We start from the raw sequence: 18,721 nt of genomic DNA on the forward strand, positions 1-18,721 counted from the left end.
GCCCCGGCGGGCGGAGGCCGGCCGGTCCGTGGGCGGCACCCCGCGGACCGCGGCGCTCCGGCCGTCGCCGGGGCGGCGCGGTCTCTCGGCGCGGGCCGCGCGGGACCGGTACGGCTCACACCATCGTGAAGCCGCCGTCGACCGGCACCACCACGCCCGTGACGAACGACGAGCGGTCACTGCACAGCCAGGCCGCGGCCTCGGCGATCTCCTCGGCGCGGGCGGTGCGCGCCTGCGGGGTGGCGGCGTGCAGCCGGGGCTCCAGCTCCGGGTTGCGGTCGAACCAGTCGGCGATGATCTCGCTCCGGGTGGTGCCCGGCGCGACGCTGTTGACGCGGATGGACCGGTTCGCGTATTCGGCCGCGGCGGCTTTGGTCAAGCCGGCGACGGCGTGTTTCGACGCGACGTACGGTGCGGCGGCCGGAATGGACTGCAATCCACCGACGCTGCTGTTGTTCACGATGGAGCCGCCGCGCGGGTTCTGCAACATCGCCCGTATTTCGTACCGCAGGCAATTCCAGGTGCCGCGCACATTCGTTTCCATGATCTGTTCGTAGACCGTGTCGTCCATGAGATGCATGGCGTCCTGGTCACCGCCGACCCCGGCGTTGTTGAACGCGGAATCCAGACGTCCGAAGGTGTCAAGTGCGAGATCCACGACCCTGCGCACGTCGTCGGGCCGGGTGACATCCGTCGGCGCGTACGCCACCTGAGCACCCTTTTCCCGCAGCTCGGCGGCGATTTCGGCGAGCCGGTCGGTGCGCCGGGCGGCGAGCACGAGGGTGGCCTGTTCGGCGGCGAAGACCCGTGCCGCGGCGGCGCCGATGCCGCTGCTGGCCCCCGTGATCAGAACGACTTTTCCGGCGAGAAGGCCATGTTCGGTAGTCACGGCCGGATTGTGGCACGCCCGTTTCGGGGGAATTTCCCGAGAAGTGGACACCGTGGTCTGGTTTCCTGCGCGATGCCCGCACGCGGACACCCGGAAGGTGGCTTTCGGACGCCTCATCGCCGCCCGCGGCGCCGATATTTCCAAACCGCACGGTTTGGAAATTACGCGCCCGGCGCATTTCGGGAATTCGGCGGCGGCGGGGTGGTATGGCGCACCGGGCCCGCTCCCCCGCCGCAGGCGAACGGCGCGGTCACCGGTGGGGTGACCGCGCCGTGGGGCCGGATCCGGCGTTCGGGCCGCGTCAGCTGAAGGTGCCGGGCTCGACCGCGGTGATGGTGAACTCACCGCCGCAGACACGGAGGTTGCCGCTGCCCGTCGTCATGGACTCCTTCGAGCCCGGCGCGTAGACGTACACATAGTCGCCGCGCTTCCAGCAGGGGGTGTCGGAGACGCCTTCGTTGACGGTGTGGATCAGGGCGTGGGCGCTCGCGCCGGGCGCCAGGCGGACGGCGCCGCCCGCGCCGCCCTCGCGGGTGGCGGGCCTGCCGATGCGGGTGCCGTCCCGGGAGATCAGCGAGACACCGGGGTAGCCGCGCAGCGTGCAGGCCCTCTTGCCCTTGTTCGTGAAGGTCAGCGGGTAGCGGAAGTTCCCGGCACCGGCGTCGGGGGCGCCCAGGCGCAGCGACATCTGGTCGGAGGTGCAGCGGTCCGACGCGGCGAGCGCGGACGGGGACCCGTCCTCGGCCCCGGGGGTGGCCTTGCCGGGCCGGTGTCCTGGGCTCGCGGGGGCGGACTTCCCCGCTTCGGGGGCGTCACCGGGCGCGGCGGATTCCTTGGCTCCGGCGCTCGGCCCGCCGGCGGAGGGGTGGGCCTCGCTGCCGGACGACCGGGGCGCGTCCGGACCGGCGGTGGTGGGCGACGAGGCCGGGGCGGCGTGCGAGCCGGTGCTGCCGGAACCCTCCTGGCAGGCGGTCAGTGCGAGCGCGGCGACGGCGATCAGCGACCCGGCTGCCAGACGGCGGCCGCGGCCGAGAGCCTTGCTGGTGAGCGACATGCGGCTCCCCCTCGGGTGGTGGGTGGGTACCCGCCTTGCGTGGGTACGCACGGTCGAATCGGCTGCCCGGCCAGCGTGCCCCGGGGCGCTGGCAGGTGGCTAACGGGGCGCTAACGCCTCACTAACGACGACGCGGTGCGTTCGGTCGCCCGCCGGCCGCGCCGACCCTCGACGGCAGTATGAACCTCCCGGCGCCCCGGCGCCTTCGGGCGGCCCCGTCCCTCGTGAAGTCGCAGGTCCCGGGCCGGGTGCGCGGCGGCGACCGGCCCGGGACCTGCGACCGGAGCGTCCATCCGCCGACCGGCTCCGTTGCGTAGCGCGGGTACGTCGATCGGGGGCGGGCTGCACGGCGTACGCCGGCGGACGATACGGCGGACACCCGTGCCGTGTCCAGGACCGGGAGGCGGATGATCGCCACCGTCGCGGCGAGGCTGACAGGCCGTCGGAGCCGCCGATCACCATGGCGGATTTCCGCCGGTCCGCCGCCGGGGCACGGAGCAGAATCGGGGTGTGACCATCCATGGCAGAAGGCGGCAGCGGCCGGGCCGGAGCCCGGTGACGGGCGCCGCCGGGGCGCCCGTGCGTCCCCCGGGCGAGAGGGACACGATGCCCGTACGCGGCTCCGAGGAACGGCGTACGGCGAGTCCGCTGCTCCTCGCGGCGGAGGTGACCGCGCAGCTCAGCGGCGTTCCGGCGCCCGCCGGCGCCACGAGCGCCGAACTGGCCGCGGTGCTCGCTCTGCTGACGGAGCCACCGGGCGTCCGTCGCTCCCGCATCGACGCGGTCGTCGTCGGGCACAGCCGGGACGCGGCGTCGGTCGCGGCCGCACGGGCGTTCGCCGGGGCGTGGCGGGCGGCCGGGCGGCAGGTGTGGGCGTCCGTCGACTGGCCGGAAGAAGCCGCCTCGTGGCTCCGGTTCGCGGACCGGCTGACCGCTCCGGAGCCGGATGCCTGGGTGATCGCCGCGGCGCCGCCGGGCTGGGCGCAGATGAGCAGGCGGCTGCGGCACAGCACCGGCTGGGATCCTGCCCGTACGGTCGGCTTCGCGGCTCTCGGCGACTCCCGGCTCGCCACGCTCGCCGGCCCCGGAACCCTGGACGGCATGCGGGGCGCCACCGCCGACGGAGGCACCTGGAGCATCGACCGGGGCTGGGTCCGCACTCTGCCCGGGCCACCCGCGTAGGACGCCGGGAGTGGCAGCCTGGAATGCGGGAGGCAAGCGACCCACCGGGGACGAAGGGATACCGATGACGACGCCACTGCCCGGGTTCGAGGGGCTCGGCACCCCGGCAGGCGGTGCGCCGCGCGCCCGGCGGCAGCTCGCACCCGGAGCGGTGCACGTCCCGGACTGGCTGGACGTGGCGGCGCAGCGGGAACTGGTCGCGGCGTGCCGGGAGTGGGCGCGCGGCCCGGTGCCGATCCGGCACACCAGGCTGCCGCGCGGCGGGGTGATGTCGGTCCAGACGGTGTGCATCGGCTGGCACTGGCAGCCGTACGCGTACACCCGCACCGCCGACGATGTGAACGGCGCGCGGGTGGCCGCCTTCCCGGACTGGATGGTGGCGCTGGGGCGGCGGGCGTTGACCGAGGCGTACGAGGACGCGGCGGCGGGCGCCCGCTACACGCCCGACACGGCGCTGATCAACTTCTACGACGAGGCGGCGCGGCTCGGGATGCACCAGGACAAGGAGGAGCGGTCCGGGGCGCCGGTGGTGTCGCTGAGCATCGGCGACAGCTGCGTCTTCCGGTTCGGCACCACCGGGAGCCGTGGCCGTCCGTACACCGATGTGGAGCTGCGGTCCGGGGATCTCTTCGTGTTCGGCGGGCCGTCCCGGTTCGCGTACCACGGGGTGCCGAAGGTGTATCCGGGCAGCGGCGATCCCGCCTGCGGGCTGCGGGGCGGTCGGCTGAACATCACGATGCGGGTCACCGGTCTCGGCTGACCGCGGCCGTTCCGGTCGGCCGCGGGTTCCGTTCCCGTCCGGCTGCCGGGTGGGCCCGGGCGGAGGCAGACTGGAGGCATGTGCCGCAGCATCAAGACGCTCCGCCCGCCCATGACGTCCGAGGTCACCGAGGACGACATCAGGGCGGCGGCCCTGCAGTACGTCCGTAAGGTCTCCGGGTTCCGCGCCCCGGCCGCCCACAACCGCGAGGTGTTCGACGAGGCGGTGGACGCGGTGGCCGCCGCCACCCGGGAGCTGCTGGGCGGCCTCCAGGTCCGCGGCGGCCACGCGGCCACCGGGGGCGCGCTCCGGTAAAGGGCGCCCGGGGCGGCGCGCCCCGGAGCGTTTTCCGCGGGTCAGGCGCCGGGAGCGCTCGGTCCCCGCCAGTCCGCATGGCGGATGCGGGAGAGTTCGCGGATCTCGCCGAGCGTGCCCCATTCGTCCTTGCCGAGGCGGCTCAGCGGCCGCAGCCGGCCGATCTCGGCGTGCCCGTCGACCAGGACCTCCTCGGAGATCGCGGCGTGCACCACGCGCCCGAAGACGACGGTGGAGTCACCGATCCGCACCGTGCTGTGCAGCACGCATTCCAGCGCCACCGGCGACTCGGCAACCCGCGGCGGCGCGACGCGCAGACTGGCCTCGGCAGCGACCCCGGCGGCCTCGAACTCGTTGACCCCGTGCGGGAAGTTCGTCCCGGTGTCGTTGACCTGCGCGGCAAGCCCCTCGGGAGCAAGGTTGACCACGAACTCGCCGGTGGCCTCGACATTCCGCAGCGAGTCCTTGCGCCCCACGGAGGTGAACTGCACGACGGGCGGGGCGACGGCGGCGATGGTGAAGAACGAGTGCGGCGCCAGATTGGGCGTGCCGTCGGCGGTGACCGTGGACACCCAGGCGATGGGGCGGGGCACGACGGTCGCGGTCAGCATCCGGTAGAAGTCGGTACGGGGCATCTCGGCAGGGTCGAAGTCAACGCGCATGATGATCAGTATCCATGGGCGGAGCCACGGATTCCATGACGGATCCACGGCACCGCCCCACCGCGGAGTTCAACGGAAAGTGCCTGGTATCGGGACCATCGGGACCAGGAGCCGACACCGTGCCGGCCACCGCCCTCCCCACCGCCTGGGAGGACTTCGAAGTCCCCGCCCACGCCCGCGGCGGACAGGTCACCCTCAACCTCCACGACCACCTGGCCTCCTACCTCCCGAAGCGTCCCGCCGCCTACCTCCGCATCTCCTCCGACCCGCTACGGACTGGAGGCCCCCGGAGCCACCGGCGGCCGCATGAAGGATGCACCATCCCGGAGAAGGCCGGCCAGGTACGCACCCGCAAGAAGCTCGGCTCCCGAGGCGGCCGGCCACCGGCCTTCGGCAAGGACGGCCACAAGGAACGCCACACCGTGGGGTGCGGGATCAACCGGCTGAAACAGAACCGCGCTGTGGCCACGAGATACGACAAACTCGCCGTCCGATACGAGGCGACCGCGCTGGTCGCAGCCCTCAACGAGCGGCTGTGACCAGCGCTTTCGGGACCGACTTCAGGCGTGGAATGTGGTGGTTGCCTCCAGGTCCGCCCGGCCGGTCGCGACCTGGTTCACCGGCGCATTCTCGTCGGCGTAGCCGAAGGAGATACCCACAAGCAGCTTCCCCTCGTCCACTCCGAGTTGATCGCGGACGGTGTCGGCGTAGAAGCTGAGCAGGCCCTGCGGGCAACTGGCCACGCCGTACCCGGTCATGGCCAGTAGCAGCGTCTGCAGGTAAGCGCCGGCGTCGGCGGCCAGTCGCGGCCCGCCGTCGCCGGTGACGAACAGGAACGCGGCATGGGGCGCCCCGTAGAAGCCCAGACTTTCCGCGTCGTAGGCCGCGCGAGCCGGGTGGTCGTCGGGGCCGATGCCCAGCGCTCCGTACAGACCGGCACCGAAGGCGGCCCGCCGTTCCTGGTGGACGGGGGCGTACATGTCCTCGGAGTACGGGTAGTCGGCCGTGACGCGTCGCTCGGCGTGGGCCGTTCGCAGGGCGTCGGCCAGACGGTCTCGCCGTGCGCCACCGACCACCTCGACCCGCCACGGCTGCGCGTTGGAATTGGACGGCGCGGTGCCGGCCAGGGAGAAGACCTCGCGCAGAGTGTCCTCGGGTACCGGGTCGGGACGGAATGCGCGGGTCGCGCGGCGCCCGCGGATCAGCTGCTCGGCGTACTCCGACGTTCGCGTCCCGCCCGGCCGTGTCCCGCCGGTGGGCGCCTCGCTCGTGCGTGTCCGGGTGAAGGCCGGTCCACTCATGGAACTCTCCTCAGGATCGCCAAAGTAAACACAATCGTTTACTTGAAGCGACACTATAGCCAGCCACCCCCTCCGAAGTAAACAAGAACGTATACTTACGCCATGACCACGATGACGACGGTGTCTCGACGGCCGGGGCGCGGAGGGCGGGAGCGCATCCTGGCCGCCGCGGCCGGACTGTTCGCGGCCCAGGGGATCAACGCGACCGGCATGGAGCAGATCGCAGAGCGGGCGCCGGTGTCCAAGCGCACCCTCTACGCGCACTTCAGGAGCAAGGACGAGCTGGTCCTCGCCCATCTCAAGGACCTCTCCTCGACGGGACGCACCCTGGAGGGCGTGCTGGCACGCGAGGACATCCCCGCCAAGGAGCGAATCCTCGCGCTGTTCGACCCGCCCCCGACCGGCACGGACCCCGTGCGCGGATGCCCGTTCATCGACGCCGCCGCGGAGTTCCCCGACCCCCAGAACGCGGTCCACTCCTACGCCCGCGAACAGAAACTGCTGATGGTGCGGCTGGTGACCGACCTGGTAGCGGAACTCGGCTGCCGCGAGCCCGCCGTCCTCGCCGAGCAACTCGTGACCCTCGCGGACGGCGCCGCCAGCCGCGCCATGGTGCTGGGCGAGTCGAACTACGGCCGGCACGCGCGGACAGCGGCAGAGACCCTCCTGGAAAACGCGCTGAGTGACGGGGGTGCCGTTGTCGCGGGCGTCGGTGTGGCGGCTGCTGACCGGTCGGCTGGGGTGGAGTCCGCAGCGGCCTGGGTCGGCTCCGCGCAAGCGGAGGTGTCCCGGGTTCGGGACTAGGGGATCTTTGGAAGACGGACCCTAGGGCACGGGCGCGGAGAGTTCGGCGAGGAGGGCGCGTACCCGGTCGATGTCCGGAAGACCGTGTTCCTGTTTGAGGGCGAGGGCCTCCTGGCAGGCCAGCCGGGCCGGCTCGGGGTCGCCCAGGGCCCGCCGGGCCTCGGCGAGGGCGGTGAGGGTGTCCGCCGTGCCGGAGTGGTCGCCCAGGTAGCGGAAGTGGCCGAGGGCCTGCTCGTAGCAGCGGACCGCTTCGCCGGGCCGTCCCGAGCCCAGGTGGACGAAGCCCAGGCTGTCCCAGGTGTATGCCTGGCCGGTGCGGTTGCCGACGTCCTGAAACAGCGCCAGGGCCCGTTCGCAGTCCGCCAGCGCGCCTTCGTGGTCGCCCGACTTGGCGCGGTACCAGCCGATCGCGTTGTGGGCACTGGCCTGCCCCGCTCGGTGCCCGGCCGCCCGGTAGTGGGCCAGGGTCCGCTCGGCGTGGTCGAGCGCCCCGCGGTGGTCGCCGGCCCGCTGCAGGACGAAGGCGACGGTGCGGTGGGTGTGCGCCAGGCCGGTGTCGTCGCCCAGCGCCGCGTACCGCTCCAGCGCCAGGTCGAGCTGCACCCGTGCCTCGTCGGTCCGGCCGGTCCAGGCCAGCGCGAGGCCGAGGCCGTGGTGGCTGTGTGCCCGCCCCGCAGGATCCCCGGCGCGGCAGGCCGACTCCAGGGCGGTCCGCGCGGTGGCCACCCAGGCCGGCCAGTGGCCCACCCGTTGCAGGTAGGTGGCCATCGACCAGGCCAACTGCCAGGCGTGGCTGTCGAAGCCGGACCGCGCGGCCTGCCGGACGGCGTCGAGCAGCACGGTCGACCACGCGGCGAACCATGCCTGGGCCTCCCGCTGGTCGGTCAGTTGCTCGGGGGCGGCGCGGGGCGGGCGGAGCGCGATCGGGTCGCGGTGCGGGTCCAGCAGTCGGTCGGCCGCGCAGGCGGTGTGCAGATAGTGGTCGAGGACCTGCCCGAGGGCCGTGTGCCGGTCCCGCTCCGGCTCCTCGGCGAGGGCGCGTTCGGCGGCGTAGACGCGCAGCAGGTCGTGGAACTGGTAGCAGCCCGGGGCGTGGTGGTGCAGCAGGTTGGCGCCGGCCAGTTCGGCGAGCGCCGCCCGGGCGCCGTGCTCCGGCAGGCCGGCGAGCGCCGCGGCGGCCGGCGCGCCGACGTCGGGGCCGGGGTGGAGTCCGAGCAGACGGAACATGTGCGCGGACGCCGGGGACAGCGCCCGGTAGGACCAGGAGAAGACCGTCGCCAGGTCGGTGTGGCGGCCGTCCCCGGTGGACAGCGCCGCGATCCGGTGCCGCTCCTGCGAGAGCTCCTCGGCGAGGGCGGCCAGCGGCAGGTGCGCGGTGGTGGCCGCACGGGCGGCTGCGATGCTCAGGGCCAACGGGAGCCGGGCGCACCGCTCGACCACGGCGGCCACCGCCTCCGGTTCGGCGGCGACGCGCTCCGGGCCGAGCAGGAACGCGAGCAGTTCCCCCGCCCCGTCCGCGTCCAGCAGGCCGAGGGTGAGCTGCTGGACGTACCCGTCAACGAGCAGGCCGGGCAGCTGCCGCCTGCTGGTCACGATGACCAGACACCTCGTGGTGCCGGGCAGCAGCGGCCTGACCTGGTCGGCGTCGTGGGCGTTGTCCAGGACGAGCAGCAGCCGTCGGTCCGCGACCAGGGTGCGGTACAGCCCGCTCCGGGCGGCCGCGGTGGCCGGGAGGCGTTCGGCGGGGACACCGAGCCCCTCCAGCAGGCCCCGTAGGGCCTCCTCCGGGGGCATCGGTGTGCCGCTGGGGTCGAAGCCGCGCAGGTTCACGTAGAGCTGCCCGTCCGGGAAGTGCTCGCGCACCCGCCGGGCCCAGGACAGCGCGAGCGTGGTCTTGCCGATGCCCGCGCCGCCCGCGATCGACGCGACGGCCACCGCCGCCCCGTCCTGAACGGCCGTGTCGAGGTACCGGTCCAGCGCCGCCAGCTCACGGGCGCGGCCCGCCAGGCGCCGCACCGGCAGCGGCAGTTGGCTGGGCGTGGCGGGCAGCGGCCCGGGGGCGGGGGTGCCGGGTGCGGGGGTGTCCGGGGTCAGTTCCGGGTCGGCCTCCAGGATCCGCTGGTGCAGCCGCCGCAGCGGGGCGCCGGGGTCGATGCCCAGTTCGTCGGCGAGCCGCCCCCGGGCGAGCTGGTAGTGCTGGAGAGCTTCCGCCACCCGCCCGCAGCGGTACAGGGCCAGCATCAGCTGCCCGCACAGCCGCTCGTCCAGGGGGTGCTGCTCGGCCAGCGCCCGCAGCCCGGTCAGCTGCTCCCGGTGCCGGCCACAGCGCAACGCGATGTCGGTGCGGTCCAGTTCGGCGGCGAACCGCTCCTGCGACAGGGCCGGGCGCAGGGTGTCCAGCCAGGGCGACTCCAGGGTGCCGAACGGCTCGCCGCGCCACAGTCCGAGCGCCTGCTCGAACAGACCGGCGGCCTGTGCATCGTCGGCTGTGGCACGCGCCCGGTCGATCAGCTCCCGGAAGCGGTACAGGTCGACGTCCAGGGGATCCGCGGTCAGCAGGTAGCCGTCGGGTCCGCGGACGATCGTCGGGCCGGTGTCACCCCCGGCGAGGGCGGAGCGCAGGCGGGACAGGTAGCCGTAGAGGGTGTCGCGGGCGCACCGGGGCGGGTGGTCGCCCCACACGAGGTGGACAAGTCGCTCGACGGGGAGCGGACGGTGGACCAGCAGGGCGGCCAGTACGCATCGCTGCCGGGCGTGCCCGAGGGCGATCCGCCGACCGTCGACGACCGCCTCGACACCGCCCAGCAACCGGAACTCCACCACCGCGCCCCCTCGCGTCCCGCCCGCCCAGACTGGCACGAACTCCCCTGGTCGCCAAGGAGATTGCAGATCTCCTGCAGGTTCGCCCCAGGTCGCCCTCCCAGGATGGTTTTCACCACGAAGGCCGCAGCCCGTCCGGACGGCGGGCCGACGCGATCCACGCCCGGGCACGGCTCCGGGCCGACGGAAGGACACCTCTGATGCGAGCACTTCTCCCCCTCACCCGCGCTCCGCGGCGCGCCGCCCTGCTGGTGGCGAGCGCGGCGCTGGCCACGGGCTTCGCCGGCACGACCGCGGCCACCGCCGCGCCGACCGCACCGGCCGCGGCGGCATCGCCGGCGGGGACGTGCACGTTCGCCAGCCCGATCACGGCACGGACCGCTTCCGCCGGCACCGTCAAGATCGAGCTGCGCTACAGCACCACCACCCGCTGCGCCTGGGGCCGCGTCACGCACGCCACCCCCGGCGACTGGGTGTGGACCCAGCGCTCCTACAACGGTGGGAAGACCTTCGAACGGCTGGACATCGCGGAGGTCAAGTCCGGCTCGGACACCCACACCGCCTCGCGGTACGACGGCAAGGTCAAGATGCGCGCCTGCGCGCTGAACCACCGCACCAACGTGACCGGCTGCACCGCCTGGTACTAGCCAGCCCGCTGGGACGTTCGCGCGTGCCGGTCCTGAGGCTCGGGCCCCCGGCCGGTATGAACCACGGTCCCGGCCAGGTCCGCCACGCCAACCCTCGCGAGCGGCTGCCGTTCTACGTGTGGCACGTCGACACCGTCCGCCCCCTGCGTTACACCGAAGCCTTCGAAGCGGTCGAGCTCTCCGACTTCGCCCGCAGCGAGAGCGGCCGACAACGGCCGCATGCCCCCCGACGCTGCGGTGCGAAGCGGTCCGAACCCGTCGGCGCGGCGGCGTACGGGATGCCCCGGAAGACCCGGCCCCCTTCCGCCACTGTGCCCCTGACCGACCGCTGTGCGATGTGGATGACCAGTTCCGTCGTCACGTCCCTTCCTGCTGATGTGCCATTACCTTGCCTGGATTGAAGATGTGCCGGGGATCCAGCGCGTTCTTGACCGCCCGGTTGAGAGCGAGCACGGCGGGGCCGGCCTCGGTGCTGAAACCGTCCCGTTTGAGCAGCCCGACCCCGTGCTCACCGGTCACCGTGCCGCCGAGTTCCAGCGCGGCGGCGATGATGTCCTCGAACGCTGCCTGGGCGCGCCGTTTCGCCGCCCCGTCGCCGGGCCGGGTGATCAGCAGCGGATGGAGGTTGCCGTCGCCGGCGTGGGCGATGTTGGCGATCAGGGTGTCGTGGCGGGCCGCGGCCTCCTCGATGCGGGCCAGCATCTCGGGCACCGCGGCCTTCGGCACGCAGACGTCCTCGGTCAGCACCGGGCCCAGGCGTTCGAGCGCCGGGTAGGCCAGGCGCCGCGCCTCGAACAGCGCGTCGGCCTCATACTGGTCGGTCGAGCGCACCGCGAACGTCGCCCCCGCCCGCTCGAAGCAGGCCAGCATCGCGTCCGCCTCCGCCTCGCCCGCCGGCCCCGCGCTGTCGGTCCGGCCGAGCAGCAGCACATCGGCCTCGGTCGACAGCCCCATGTTTTTCCATTCGTCGACGGCGGCGAGGCAGTGCCGGTCGACGAGTTCCAGCGCGGAGGGCATCAGGCCCGCGTCCGCGACGGCGGCGACCGCGTGCCCGGCGTCGACGACCGACGAGAAGTGGCCCGCGACCGTGTGCTCGGGCTCTCGCGCCGGGCGCAGCCGCACGGTGATCTCGGTGATGACGCCGAGCGTGCCCTCGGAGCCGACCATGAGCCCGGCCAGGTCGTAGCCGGCGACGCCCTTGGCGGTGCGGCGGCCGACGCGCACCAGCTCGCCCGTCCCGGTCACGAACTGCAGGCCGAGCACGTAGTCGCGCGTGACGCCGTACTTGACGCAGCACAGGCCGCCCGCGTTGGTCGCGACGTTGCCGCCGAGCGTCGACCACGGCGCGCTCGCCGGATCCGGCGGGTACCACAGGCCGTGCTCGGAACAGGCCGCGCGCAGGTGGTCGTTGACGACCCCCGGCTCGACCACCGCGAGCCGCTCCCGCGTGTCGATCTCCTTGATCGCCGTCATCGCCTCGGTGGACACGACGACGCAGTCCTCGATCGCGTTCGCCCCACCGGACAATCCGGTGCCCGCACCGCGCGGCACGATCGGGGCGCCGAGCCGCAGACAGACCTGGACGACATGGCGCACCTCCTCGGCGGTGCGCGGCCGGACCACCGCCGCAGGGGTGCTGTAGGGAGCCCATTCGGCCTCGTCATGGGCGTAACCCACGATCACGGCGCGGTCGGTCAGTATCCGGCCCGCGGGCAGGCCCCGGGCCAGTTCGTCGGTCAGCTCACGCCGCCACACTTCGTTGCTCATGGCGGCGACGCTAGCCGCGCCGGATCGGACGGCTCAATGGATGAACCGGCTACCATTCCCGGTGATCAATGGATGGAGCGTCCCCTGATGGACGAGTCGTGGCTGGACCTGTTGCTGCGCGACGCGACGCCGGACGAGTTGCAGCGGCACGGCGACGGCCTGGCCCGGTCGCGGGGCCCCGAGGCGGCCGGCCGCGAGACCGCGCAGGCCCTGCGGCTGGCCATGGTGCTGCGGCAGCAGGCGCAGCGGGCGGCCGAACTGGCCGCGCTCAACGAGATCGCGATCCGGCTGGCCACCCTCCACGCGCCGGACGACATGCTCCCGGAGATCGTCGGCCAGGCACGCCGGCTGCTCGACGTCGACCTGGCCTACCTCGGCCTGATCGAGGACGGGCACCTGCGGCTGAAGGTCACCAGCGGCGCGTTCACCCCGGGGCTTGCCGGCGTCGTGATCCCGCTGTCGGCCGGGCTGGCCGGTGAGGTGATCGAGCACGCCGCGCCCCGCTGGACGGCGGACTACCGGCAGGAGCGGCGTTTTCGTCACGACGGGAGCGCGGATATCGCGGCGCGCGCCGAGAACATGCGCGGGCTGCTCGGGGTCCCGCTGCACCTGCGCGGCCGCGTCCTGGGCGCCCTGTTCGCGGGCAAGCGGCAGGAACGGGACTTCACCGAACACGAGGTGACCCTGCTGTCGGCGCTGGCCGCGCACGCTGCCAGCGCGATCGAGAAGGCGACCGCCATGGGCACGCTCAACGCCGCCAACGACCAGCTCGCGCGGCGCACCGAAGAGCTGGAGCAGACGCTGCGCTGGGACCAGCGGCTGACGCGGGTGGTGCTCGGCGGCGGCGGGGTGGAGGAGTTGCTCACCGAGATCAGCTCGATGACGAGCGGGGAGGTCCGCTTCGTCCCGGAACCTGAACCGCCGTCGCACTCCGCGACCACGGCGCAGCCGGTCGTGGCGGGGGAACGGCGCTTCGGCGCGCTCGTCCTCGACGGCGAGCCCGCGCCCGACGACCGGCTGCTGCTCGAACGGGCCGCCCCGGCACTCGCGCTCGCGCTGGTCGCCGAGCAGGCGGTGGCCGAGGCGTCCCGGCACACCCGCGCGGCGCTCCTCGTCGACCTGCTCACCGCTTCGTCGCCACACCCGCGCGCCCTGCGTCAGGCTGGGCTGGACGCGTCGACGCCGTACTCGGTGCTCGTCGTCGCGCCCGCCTCCGCAAGGGCGCACGTCGAGCGGACCTCGTCGCTGGCGGGCGCGGTCGTCGCCGAGCACGACGGTCGCCTGCTCGTCGTGGCTCCCGCCGATCCCGACACGATCCGGCGGGAGTGGCCGCGCGGTGCGGATGCCCCCACGGCCGGGATCGCCGGGCCGGCGCGCGGGCAGGGGGAGTTGCGGCACTGCTTCCACGAGGCGCGCCAGACGCTGAGTGCCCTCAACACGCTGGGGCGCACCGGCGAGGCCGCGACCGCCGGACGACTCGGGCTGTACCGCATCCTGCTCGGCCACACCGGGCGACGCGACCTGGACCAGGCGTTCGACGACTTGTTGGGCCCCGTACTGACCGAGCAGCAACGCCGCGCGGTGCCGCTGCTGGAGACGCTGCGCGCGTTCCTGGACCACGGGCGCCGCCCCCGCCCGGCAGCCACCGCACTCGCGATCCACGTGAACACGCTCTACCAGCGTCTGGCGACCGTGGACCGCCTGCTCGGCGAGGGCTGGCGCACCCCGGAACGGGCGCTGGAACTGCAGATGCTGCTCCACCTCAAGACGGCGAGTGACTCACTGGACGCGATGGAGGGGTAAGCGCTGCCCACCGTCGGGCCCGGCCCGCGAGCGCTGCGTTCCGCAACTCAACGGCTGCGCCGCCCAGGAATTTTCCGAGCTCCATGAGCGGTTCAGCGGCTGCGTCGTCCTCCCTGTCGAGCAGGGTGACGGCGCGCTCGCCGGCTCCGGTGGCACTACGTTGTCCCCGGGCAAAGGGTGACCAGGTAGGCCGACCGCTGGCGCGACGGAAAGTGCCCGGTACTCGAAGACACCGAAGACAGCCGGGCCCCGCTCCGCCGGGGCCCGTGCGCCAAGATCTACCCTCACCTGGCCCTGTGCCCCTCCCTGGGCTTCGGCGGGCAGGCCACGGGGCCGGCCTTCCGGCAGGGTGACTGACGGGAGCGGCGGAGGGATCGCTACCGCTGCGGCGGGTCCGGGCTGACGCTGAAGGAGACGGGTGCGCTCGGCCGGGCGGGAGGCGGGCCGTCCTGCCAGCCCTCCACCGGGGAGCGCAGGGTGCTGATCATCCACCAGCTGAACACGCCGGCCGCCAGCAGGCCGAGGGCGGCCAGCACCCCGCATGTGATCAGCGTCTTGCGTTGCGCCACATCGATTCCTGATCCGGGCCGCCGTACGCGGACCGCCCGGGACGCCCGGGACGCCGAGGCCCCGGCCCCGGCGTCACGGCCGGCCCTATCCGGCGGTCCGCGTCGTGCTGCGCCCCTTGACGTCGAAGTCCTTGGCCAGCCCGACCATGTTCAGCCGGGCCAGGTCCGCCTGCTCGAAGTGGAGCGGCCCCTTGTCGAGGTCGCGCCGGTGCTCACTGGGCACGCCCCAGTCGTACCGCTTCTGCACCTCGACCTGGTAGGTGACGTGGTCGCCCTCCTTGTGGCCGACGACACGGTACTGGAAGTGGTTGAGCGCGTAGTACCAGTTCAGGCTCTTGTCGCCCTGGGAGGTGTCGGGGGCGCTGCTCTGCCAGGAGCTGGTGAAGGTGCCGTCCGGCTGCTTCTTCACCTCGGCGAGGGTGGTGTCCACGTCGCGGCGGAAGGCCGGGATGTCGGCGAGCATGCGGTCCGCGTCGACCTCGACCGGCTCGCCGGTGCCGTCGAGGAAGTGGCCGAGCATGTCGGCGGCGTCGGTCCAGCCCTGTGCGTTGAGGTAGCCGCGGACGAGGCCGAGTTGGGCTTCGTTCCAGCCGTCTCCCATGTCGGCGTCGTCGCGGTCGAGGCGGTCCCGGTTCTCGGTGCGGAAGGTGTCCTCCGTACCGAAGATCACCTTCAGGCCGCGCTCCAGGCTGCCGTCGACCTCGTTCGCCAGGCGGAGCACGTCCTTGAGCTGGTCGCCGATCTGCTGGGCCCGGTCGTTGTGTTCCTTTTCGGTGCGCTGCTCCTCCGGCGAGAGCGGGCCGGGCGCCCGCATGACCACCCAGGCGACCTCACCGTCGCCGTTGACGCTGAAGCCCTCACCGATGGCCTGCTGTTGCAGCTCCGCCGCCTGGCGCTGCAACTCGGCAAGGCTGCGGAAGCCGTCGCCGGTGCCGTCGACGATGTCGTCCAGGAAGTCCTTGAGTGCTTCGGCCTCCTTGGCGACGGCGTCGATGTCGAGGCCGATGCCCTCACAGGTGCGGCTGGCCTCGGCCGCGTCGTCGCCGCTCCAGTGCGCCCCGGCCTTGAGGGGTGCGGTGACGGAGTCGGTGTAGCTCTCGTTGGCCTGGTGCAGGCGGGAGGCGATCCAGCCCCAGTCGGAGGCGGCGCTCCGGATCTTTCCTAGGTCCAGGGTCAGCAACCCTGTCATGTCCACCACGGGTCGCCCCCCCTATCCGAAGATGTTGTGCAGGGTCTCGGTGATGATGTTTTCGTTGCCGTCGATGTCACTGGCGTTGAAGCGGATGTTCTCCGCGGCTTCGGACAGTTCGTCGCGGACGAGTTTGTTGAGCGTCTCCCAGCGCGAGGACAGTTCATCGACGCTGTCGGTGAACGTCCATCCCGGCGCCGCGCCCTTGAGCGCACCGACCGCCCCATCGGCGTTTCCGAGGAGTTTTCCCACGGCACCGCCCGTGGCGTCCATGTCGTCGGCACATTGGCGCATCCAGTGTGTGTCGGCTTCCATGCGTCCCCCCGAGCAGTGCGGCCGACCTGCCTTGTCGGGGAACCGTACCGGATCCGGCGGGAGTTGCTCCACGAAAGGCCGGCAACCAACCCTCCGCGGAAGAGCCAGGCGCACCGGCCGAACCGGCACGACGGCGTACGCACCAGGTCATCGCCACCGCTGACCGCGGCGCCCGGCGTGCGACGCACAAGAGGCGCGAGGAGTTCCGGCGCGCGCGGGAAACTCCTCCGGGTCGGTGCGCCCGGCGCAGAGATGCCGGCCGTCCGCACCACGGACGGCCAGACCTACTCCCTACCTGCTCCCTCGCGGGCCTGACCGCCGACATCGACAGGGAGCTTCCCGACTCCGGCGGGATCGACCAGGTCTACGCCCGGCCGGAGCAGCCGTTGGCAGGTCAGTGGAGAGCCACCGCACCGGACCGGGCCTCCCCGCGGGAGGCCGGCCGGCGCCGTGCACCGCTGGGTTCGATGTGCCCCGGGAATCGGCGTTCTCGGTAGCCTGGACGGTCCATGTGTCCGGTTGGCCCGTGCGAGGGCTTCCGGCGGAGAGTGATGAGGCTGCAGTGAGTGAACCGACGAAGCCCGAGGTCGACGTTCCGGAGGGTGACGTCCCCGCCGAACTGACCGTCCAGGACCTGGTCGTCGGGGACGGGGCCGAGGTGAAGCCGGGCATGGTGGTCAGGGTTCACTACGTCGGAGTGACGTACGAGTCCGGGAAGGAGTTCGACACCTCCTGGGACCGGGGCGAGCCGTTCAAGTTCGCCCTGGGCGGCGGCAAGGTCATCAAGGGCATGGACCGGGGAGTGCGAGGCATGAAGGTCGGCGGCCGGCGCCAGATCATCGTTCCCCCGCGTCTCGGCTACGGCAAGCAGTCACCCTCGCCGTTGATCCCAGCGGGCTCGACCCTCGTCTTCGTGGTGGACCTGCTCGACTCGTACTCCAGCACAGCCGGGTGGAGCAACACATAGCGACCGCAGCGACTCGGGCAACAGGGGCCGGACGAACCCGGCTCGGGTGCATCTGGAGGGACGGTCCCTCGCGGAGCCTCAGTCGCTGTGGGCGACCGGCACGGGGGCGGCGTCGAGCGCATCGAGCACGGCGTCGCCGTTCGCCCTGGCCCACTCGGTCAGCATGTGGATCGGCTCGATCAGCGTGGCCCCGAGCGGAGTGAGTTCGTACTCGACGCGGGGCGGCCCCTCGGCATAGGCGTGGCGGCGGATGAGTCCGTACGCCTCGAGCCGTCGGAGCGTCTGGGTGAGCATCTTGCGGGAGATGCCGCCGATCAGCTCGATCAGCTCGCCGTGGCGCACCGGGCCCCTGCTGAGGCCGTAGAGCACGACCACCGTCCACTTGTCGGCGATCACCTCGACCGCCAACCGCGCCGGGCAGTCGGCGAGAAAGGGATCGCCGGGACGGAAACCGCTCATGCGCAAAAGGTACCCGCGCCGAAGGTACCTGCTGGTTCCTATCGGATTCCTAGCCTGGGTTCTCTCCCCCTCCAGAGTCAGGAGAGTCATGCGAGTCATCACCCAGCAGACGCTCGGCGGTCCCGAGGTGCTCACCGTCGTCGACGCGCCCGAGCCCCGCCCCCTCCCCACGGAGGTTCTCGTCCGCGTCAAGGCGATCGGGCTGAACCCGCTGGAGGCGCTCCTGCGCGCCGGCGAGTTCCCGCCGCTGCTCGGCCGGCCGCCGTTCATCCTCGGCTGGGACATCAGCGGCGTGGTCGAGGAGGGGTCGCTGACGTACAGGTTCAGGCCCGGCGACGAGGTGTTCGGGATGCCGCTGTTCCCGCGGGCGGGGAGCGCTTACGCCGAGGTCGTGTCCGCGCCGGCGTTGCACCTGGTACGCAAGCCCGCGTCGCTCTCGCACGTCGAGGCGGCGGCCCTGCCGGTCGTCGGGCTGACGGCGTGGCAGGGGCTCGTCGACCTCGCCGGCGTGACCGAGGGCGACCGTGTCCTGGTCCACGGCGGCGGTGGCGGGGTCGGCCACGTCGCGGTCCAGATCGCGAAAGCGCTCGGTGCGCACGTGATCGCGACCGCCGGCGGGGGCAAGCGGAAGTTCGTCGAGGAGTTCGGCGCGGACGAGGTGATCGACTACACGGCGGTCGACTTGACCGAGGCGGTCCGCGACATCGACGTCGTGCTCGACACGATCGGCGGCGACACCGCCGAGCGGTCGCTCGGCGTACTCCGCCCGGGCGGTCACCTGGTGACGGCGGTCGCCGAGGGGGATTCGGCCCTCGGCGCCACGTGCGCGGCGGCCGGCCTGCGCTTCAGCGGCATCGCGGTCGACCCCGATCCGGTCGCCCTGCGAGGGCTCGTCCGCCTCGTCGAACAGGGCAGGCTCCGGATCCACGTGCAGGAGACCTTCCCGTTCGAGCGCGTCGCCGTCGCACACCGGCTGCTCGACGAGGGTCACCTCCAGGGCAAGCTCGTCCTCACCGTCTGATCCCGCCGTGGGCCCTCGCGGGCTTCCGTGCCAGTGGTCGTTGCACCACAAGTTGATCAACTGGCCGTGGCCAGGGGCTCAGCGAGGCGCCCGGCAGGGCTTCGTCGTCATCGGTTCGCTGCCGCCCGGCGTCCACGCTCAAATAGCATCCCTGCAAGGTGATTCCCCGGCTCCCCCACGTACCCCGGGAACTGCCG

General features: G+C 72.7%; 19 protein-coding genes. 9 read left to right on the forward strand and 10 right to left on the reverse strand.

Annotation, left to right across the window (positions count from 1 at the left end; genetic code table 11):
* Positions 1-115 precede the first annotated feature (115 nt).
* Together ACF1BH_RS28285 and ACF1BH_RS28290 are read right to left on the reverse strand one after the other, a co-directional pair.
* Positions 116-889, reverse strand: a complete 774-nt coding sequence (locus ACF1BH_RS28285) for a glucose 1-dehydrogenase (RefSeq protein ID WP_391647104.1) — start codon at positions 887-889, stop codon at positions 116-118.
* A gap of 301 nt (positions 890-1,190) precedes the next feature.
* Entirely contained in the window at positions 1,191-1,943 is a 753-nt protein-coding gene (locus tag ACF1BH_RS28290) for a DUF4232 domain-containing protein (RefSeq protein WP_391646984.1), read from the reverse strand.
* Positions 1,944-2,549: 606 nt separating this feature from the next.
* Between ACF1BH_RS28290 and ACF1BH_RS28295 the strand changes: the two genes are divergently transcribed.
* The 3 genes from ACF1BH_RS28295 (at position 2,550) to ACF1BH_RS28305 (ending at position 4,200) form a co-directional block, all read left to right on the forward strand.
* Positions 2,550-3,125 carry a hypothetical protein gene (locus ACF1BH_RS28295; RefSeq protein ID WP_391646986.1) on the forward strand — a complete coding sequence of 192 codons (576 nt, stop codon included), beginning with the start codon at positions 2,550-2,552 and terminating at the stop codon, positions 3,123-3,125.
* A gap of 64 nt (positions 3,126-3,189) precedes the next feature.
* The gene (locus ACF1BH_RS28300) at positions 3,190-3,885 is read left to right on the forward strand and encodes an alpha-ketoglutarate-dependent dioxygenase AlkB family protein (RefSeq protein WP_391646988.1); all 696 of its coding nucleotides are present in this window, start codon (positions 3,190-3,192) and stop codon (positions 3,883-3,885) included.
* 78 nt (positions 3,886-3,963) lie between these two features.
* Positions 3,964-4,200 carry a DUF2277 domain-containing protein gene (locus tag ACF1BH_RS28305; RefSeq protein WP_391646990.1) on the forward strand — a complete coding sequence of 79 codons (237 nt, stop codon included), beginning with the start codon at positions 3,964-3,966 and terminating at the stop codon, positions 4,198-4,200.
* 41 nt (positions 4,201-4,241) lie between these two features.
* Here the strand turns inward: ACF1BH_RS28305 and ACF1BH_RS28310 are convergent, their stop codons facing one another.
* Complete coding sequence (locus ACF1BH_RS28310) at positions 4,242-4,862, reverse strand: flavin reductase family protein (RefSeq protein ID WP_391646992.1); 621 nt, start codon at positions 4,860-4,862, stop codon at positions 4,242-4,244.
* Positions 4,863-4,981: 119 nt separating this feature from the next.
* Here ACF1BH_RS28310 and ACF1BH_RS28315 point away from each other — a divergent pair, with 119 nt between their 5' ends.
* Positions 4,982-5,401, forward strand: coding sequence for a hypothetical protein (locus tag ACF1BH_RS28315; protein ID WP_391646994.1), 420 nt, complete (start codon positions 4,982-4,984; stop codon positions 5,399-5,401).
* Positions 5,402-5,422: 21 nt separating this feature from the next.
* Here the strand turns inward: ACF1BH_RS28315 and ACF1BH_RS28320 are convergent, their stop codons facing one another.
* Positions 5,423-6,163, reverse strand: a complete 741-nt coding sequence (locus tag ACF1BH_RS28320) for a nitroreductase family protein (RefSeq protein ID WP_391646998.1) — start codon at positions 6,161-6,163, stop codon at positions 5,423-5,425.
* A gap of 102 nt (positions 6,164-6,265) precedes the next feature.
* Here ACF1BH_RS28320 and ACF1BH_RS28325 point away from each other — a divergent pair, with 102 nt between their 5' ends.
* A complete protein-coding gene (locus ACF1BH_RS28325; protein WP_391647000.1) occupies positions 6,266-6,967 on the forward strand; it encodes a TetR/AcrR family transcriptional regulator in 702 nt (233 codons plus the stop codon).
* A gap of 21 nt (positions 6,968-6,988) precedes the next feature.
* Here the strand turns inward: ACF1BH_RS28325 and ACF1BH_RS28330 are convergent, their stop codons facing one another.
* A complete protein-coding gene (locus ACF1BH_RS28330; RefSeq protein ID WP_391647002.1) occupies positions 6,989-9,826 on the reverse strand; it encodes a BTAD domain-containing putative transcriptional regulator in 2,838 nt (945 codons plus the stop codon).
* A 161-nt stretch (positions 9,827-9,987) separates the two neighbouring features.
* On the opposite strand from ACF1BH_RS28330, the gene ACF1BH_RS28335 reads away from it, so the two are divergent.
* Complete coding sequence (locus tag ACF1BH_RS28335; protein WP_391647004.1) at positions 9,988-10,434, forward strand: DUF2690 domain-containing protein; 447 nt, start codon at positions 9,988-9,990, stop codon at positions 10,432-10,434.
* A 357-nt stretch (positions 10,435-10,791) separates the two neighbouring features.
* Here ACF1BH_RS28335 and ACF1BH_RS28340 read toward each other — a convergent pair whose 3' ends face one another.
* Complete coding sequence (locus ACF1BH_RS28340; RefSeq protein ID WP_391647006.1) at positions 10,792-12,201, reverse strand: FAD-binding oxidoreductase; 1,410 nt, start codon at positions 12,199-12,201, stop codon at positions 10,792-10,794.
* Between the two features lie 72 nt (positions 12,202-12,273).
* Between ACF1BH_RS28340 and ACF1BH_RS28345 the strand changes: the two genes are divergently transcribed.
* Positions 12,274-14,004, forward strand: coding sequence for a helix-turn-helix domain-containing protein (locus tag ACF1BH_RS28345; protein ID WP_391647008.1), 1,731 nt, complete (start codon positions 12,274-12,276; stop codon positions 14,002-14,004).
* A gap of 377 nt (positions 14,005-14,381) precedes the next feature.
* Here the strand turns inward: ACF1BH_RS28345 and ACF1BH_RS28350 are convergent, their stop codons facing one another.
* The 3 genes from ACF1BH_RS28350 to ACF1BH_RS28360 form a co-directional block, all read right to left on the reverse strand.
* Entirely contained in the window at positions 14,382-14,573 is a 192-nt protein-coding gene (locus tag ACF1BH_RS28350; RefSeq protein WP_391647010.1) for a hypothetical protein, read from the reverse strand.
* 85 nt (positions 14,574-14,658) lie between these two features.
* On the reverse strand, positions 14,659-15,771 hold the full coding sequence (locus ACF1BH_RS28355) for a hypothetical protein (protein WP_391647012.1): 1,113 nt from the start codon (positions 15,769-15,771) through the stop codon (positions 14,659-14,661).
* A gap of 12 nt (positions 15,772-15,783) precedes the next feature.
* Positions 15,784-16,077, reverse strand: coding sequence for a hypothetical protein (locus ACF1BH_RS28360; protein WP_391647014.1), 294 nt, complete (start codon positions 16,075-16,077; stop codon positions 15,784-15,786).
* Between the two features lie 562 nt (positions 16,078-16,639).
* Between ACF1BH_RS28360 and ACF1BH_RS28365 the strand changes: the two genes are divergently transcribed.
* The gene (locus ACF1BH_RS28365; protein ID WP_391647017.1) at positions 16,640-17,044 is read left to right on the forward strand and encodes an FKBP-type peptidyl-prolyl cis-trans isomerase; all 405 of its coding nucleotides are present in this window, start codon (positions 16,640-16,642) and stop codon (positions 17,042-17,044) included.
* Positions 17,045-17,122: 78 nt separating this feature from the next.
* Here ACF1BH_RS28365 and ACF1BH_RS28370 read toward each other — a convergent pair whose 3' ends face one another.
* Entirely contained in the window at positions 17,123-17,503 is a 381-nt protein-coding gene (locus ACF1BH_RS28370) for a winged helix-turn-helix transcriptional regulator (RefSeq protein WP_391647019.1), read from the reverse strand.
* A gap of 88 nt (positions 17,504-17,591) precedes the next feature.
* Between ACF1BH_RS28370 and ACF1BH_RS28375 the strand changes: the two genes are divergently transcribed.
* Positions 17,592-18,524, forward strand: a complete 933-nt coding sequence (locus ACF1BH_RS28375; protein ID WP_391647021.1) for an NADP-dependent oxidoreductase — start codon at positions 17,592-17,594, stop codon at positions 18,522-18,524.
* Positions 18,525-18,721: the final 197 nt, after the last annotated feature.

This window comes from Streptomyces sp. NPDC014733 (genome assembly GCF_043083385.1).
GTDB lineage: Bacteria > Actinomycetota > Actinomycetes > Streptomycetales > Streptomycetaceae > Streptomyces.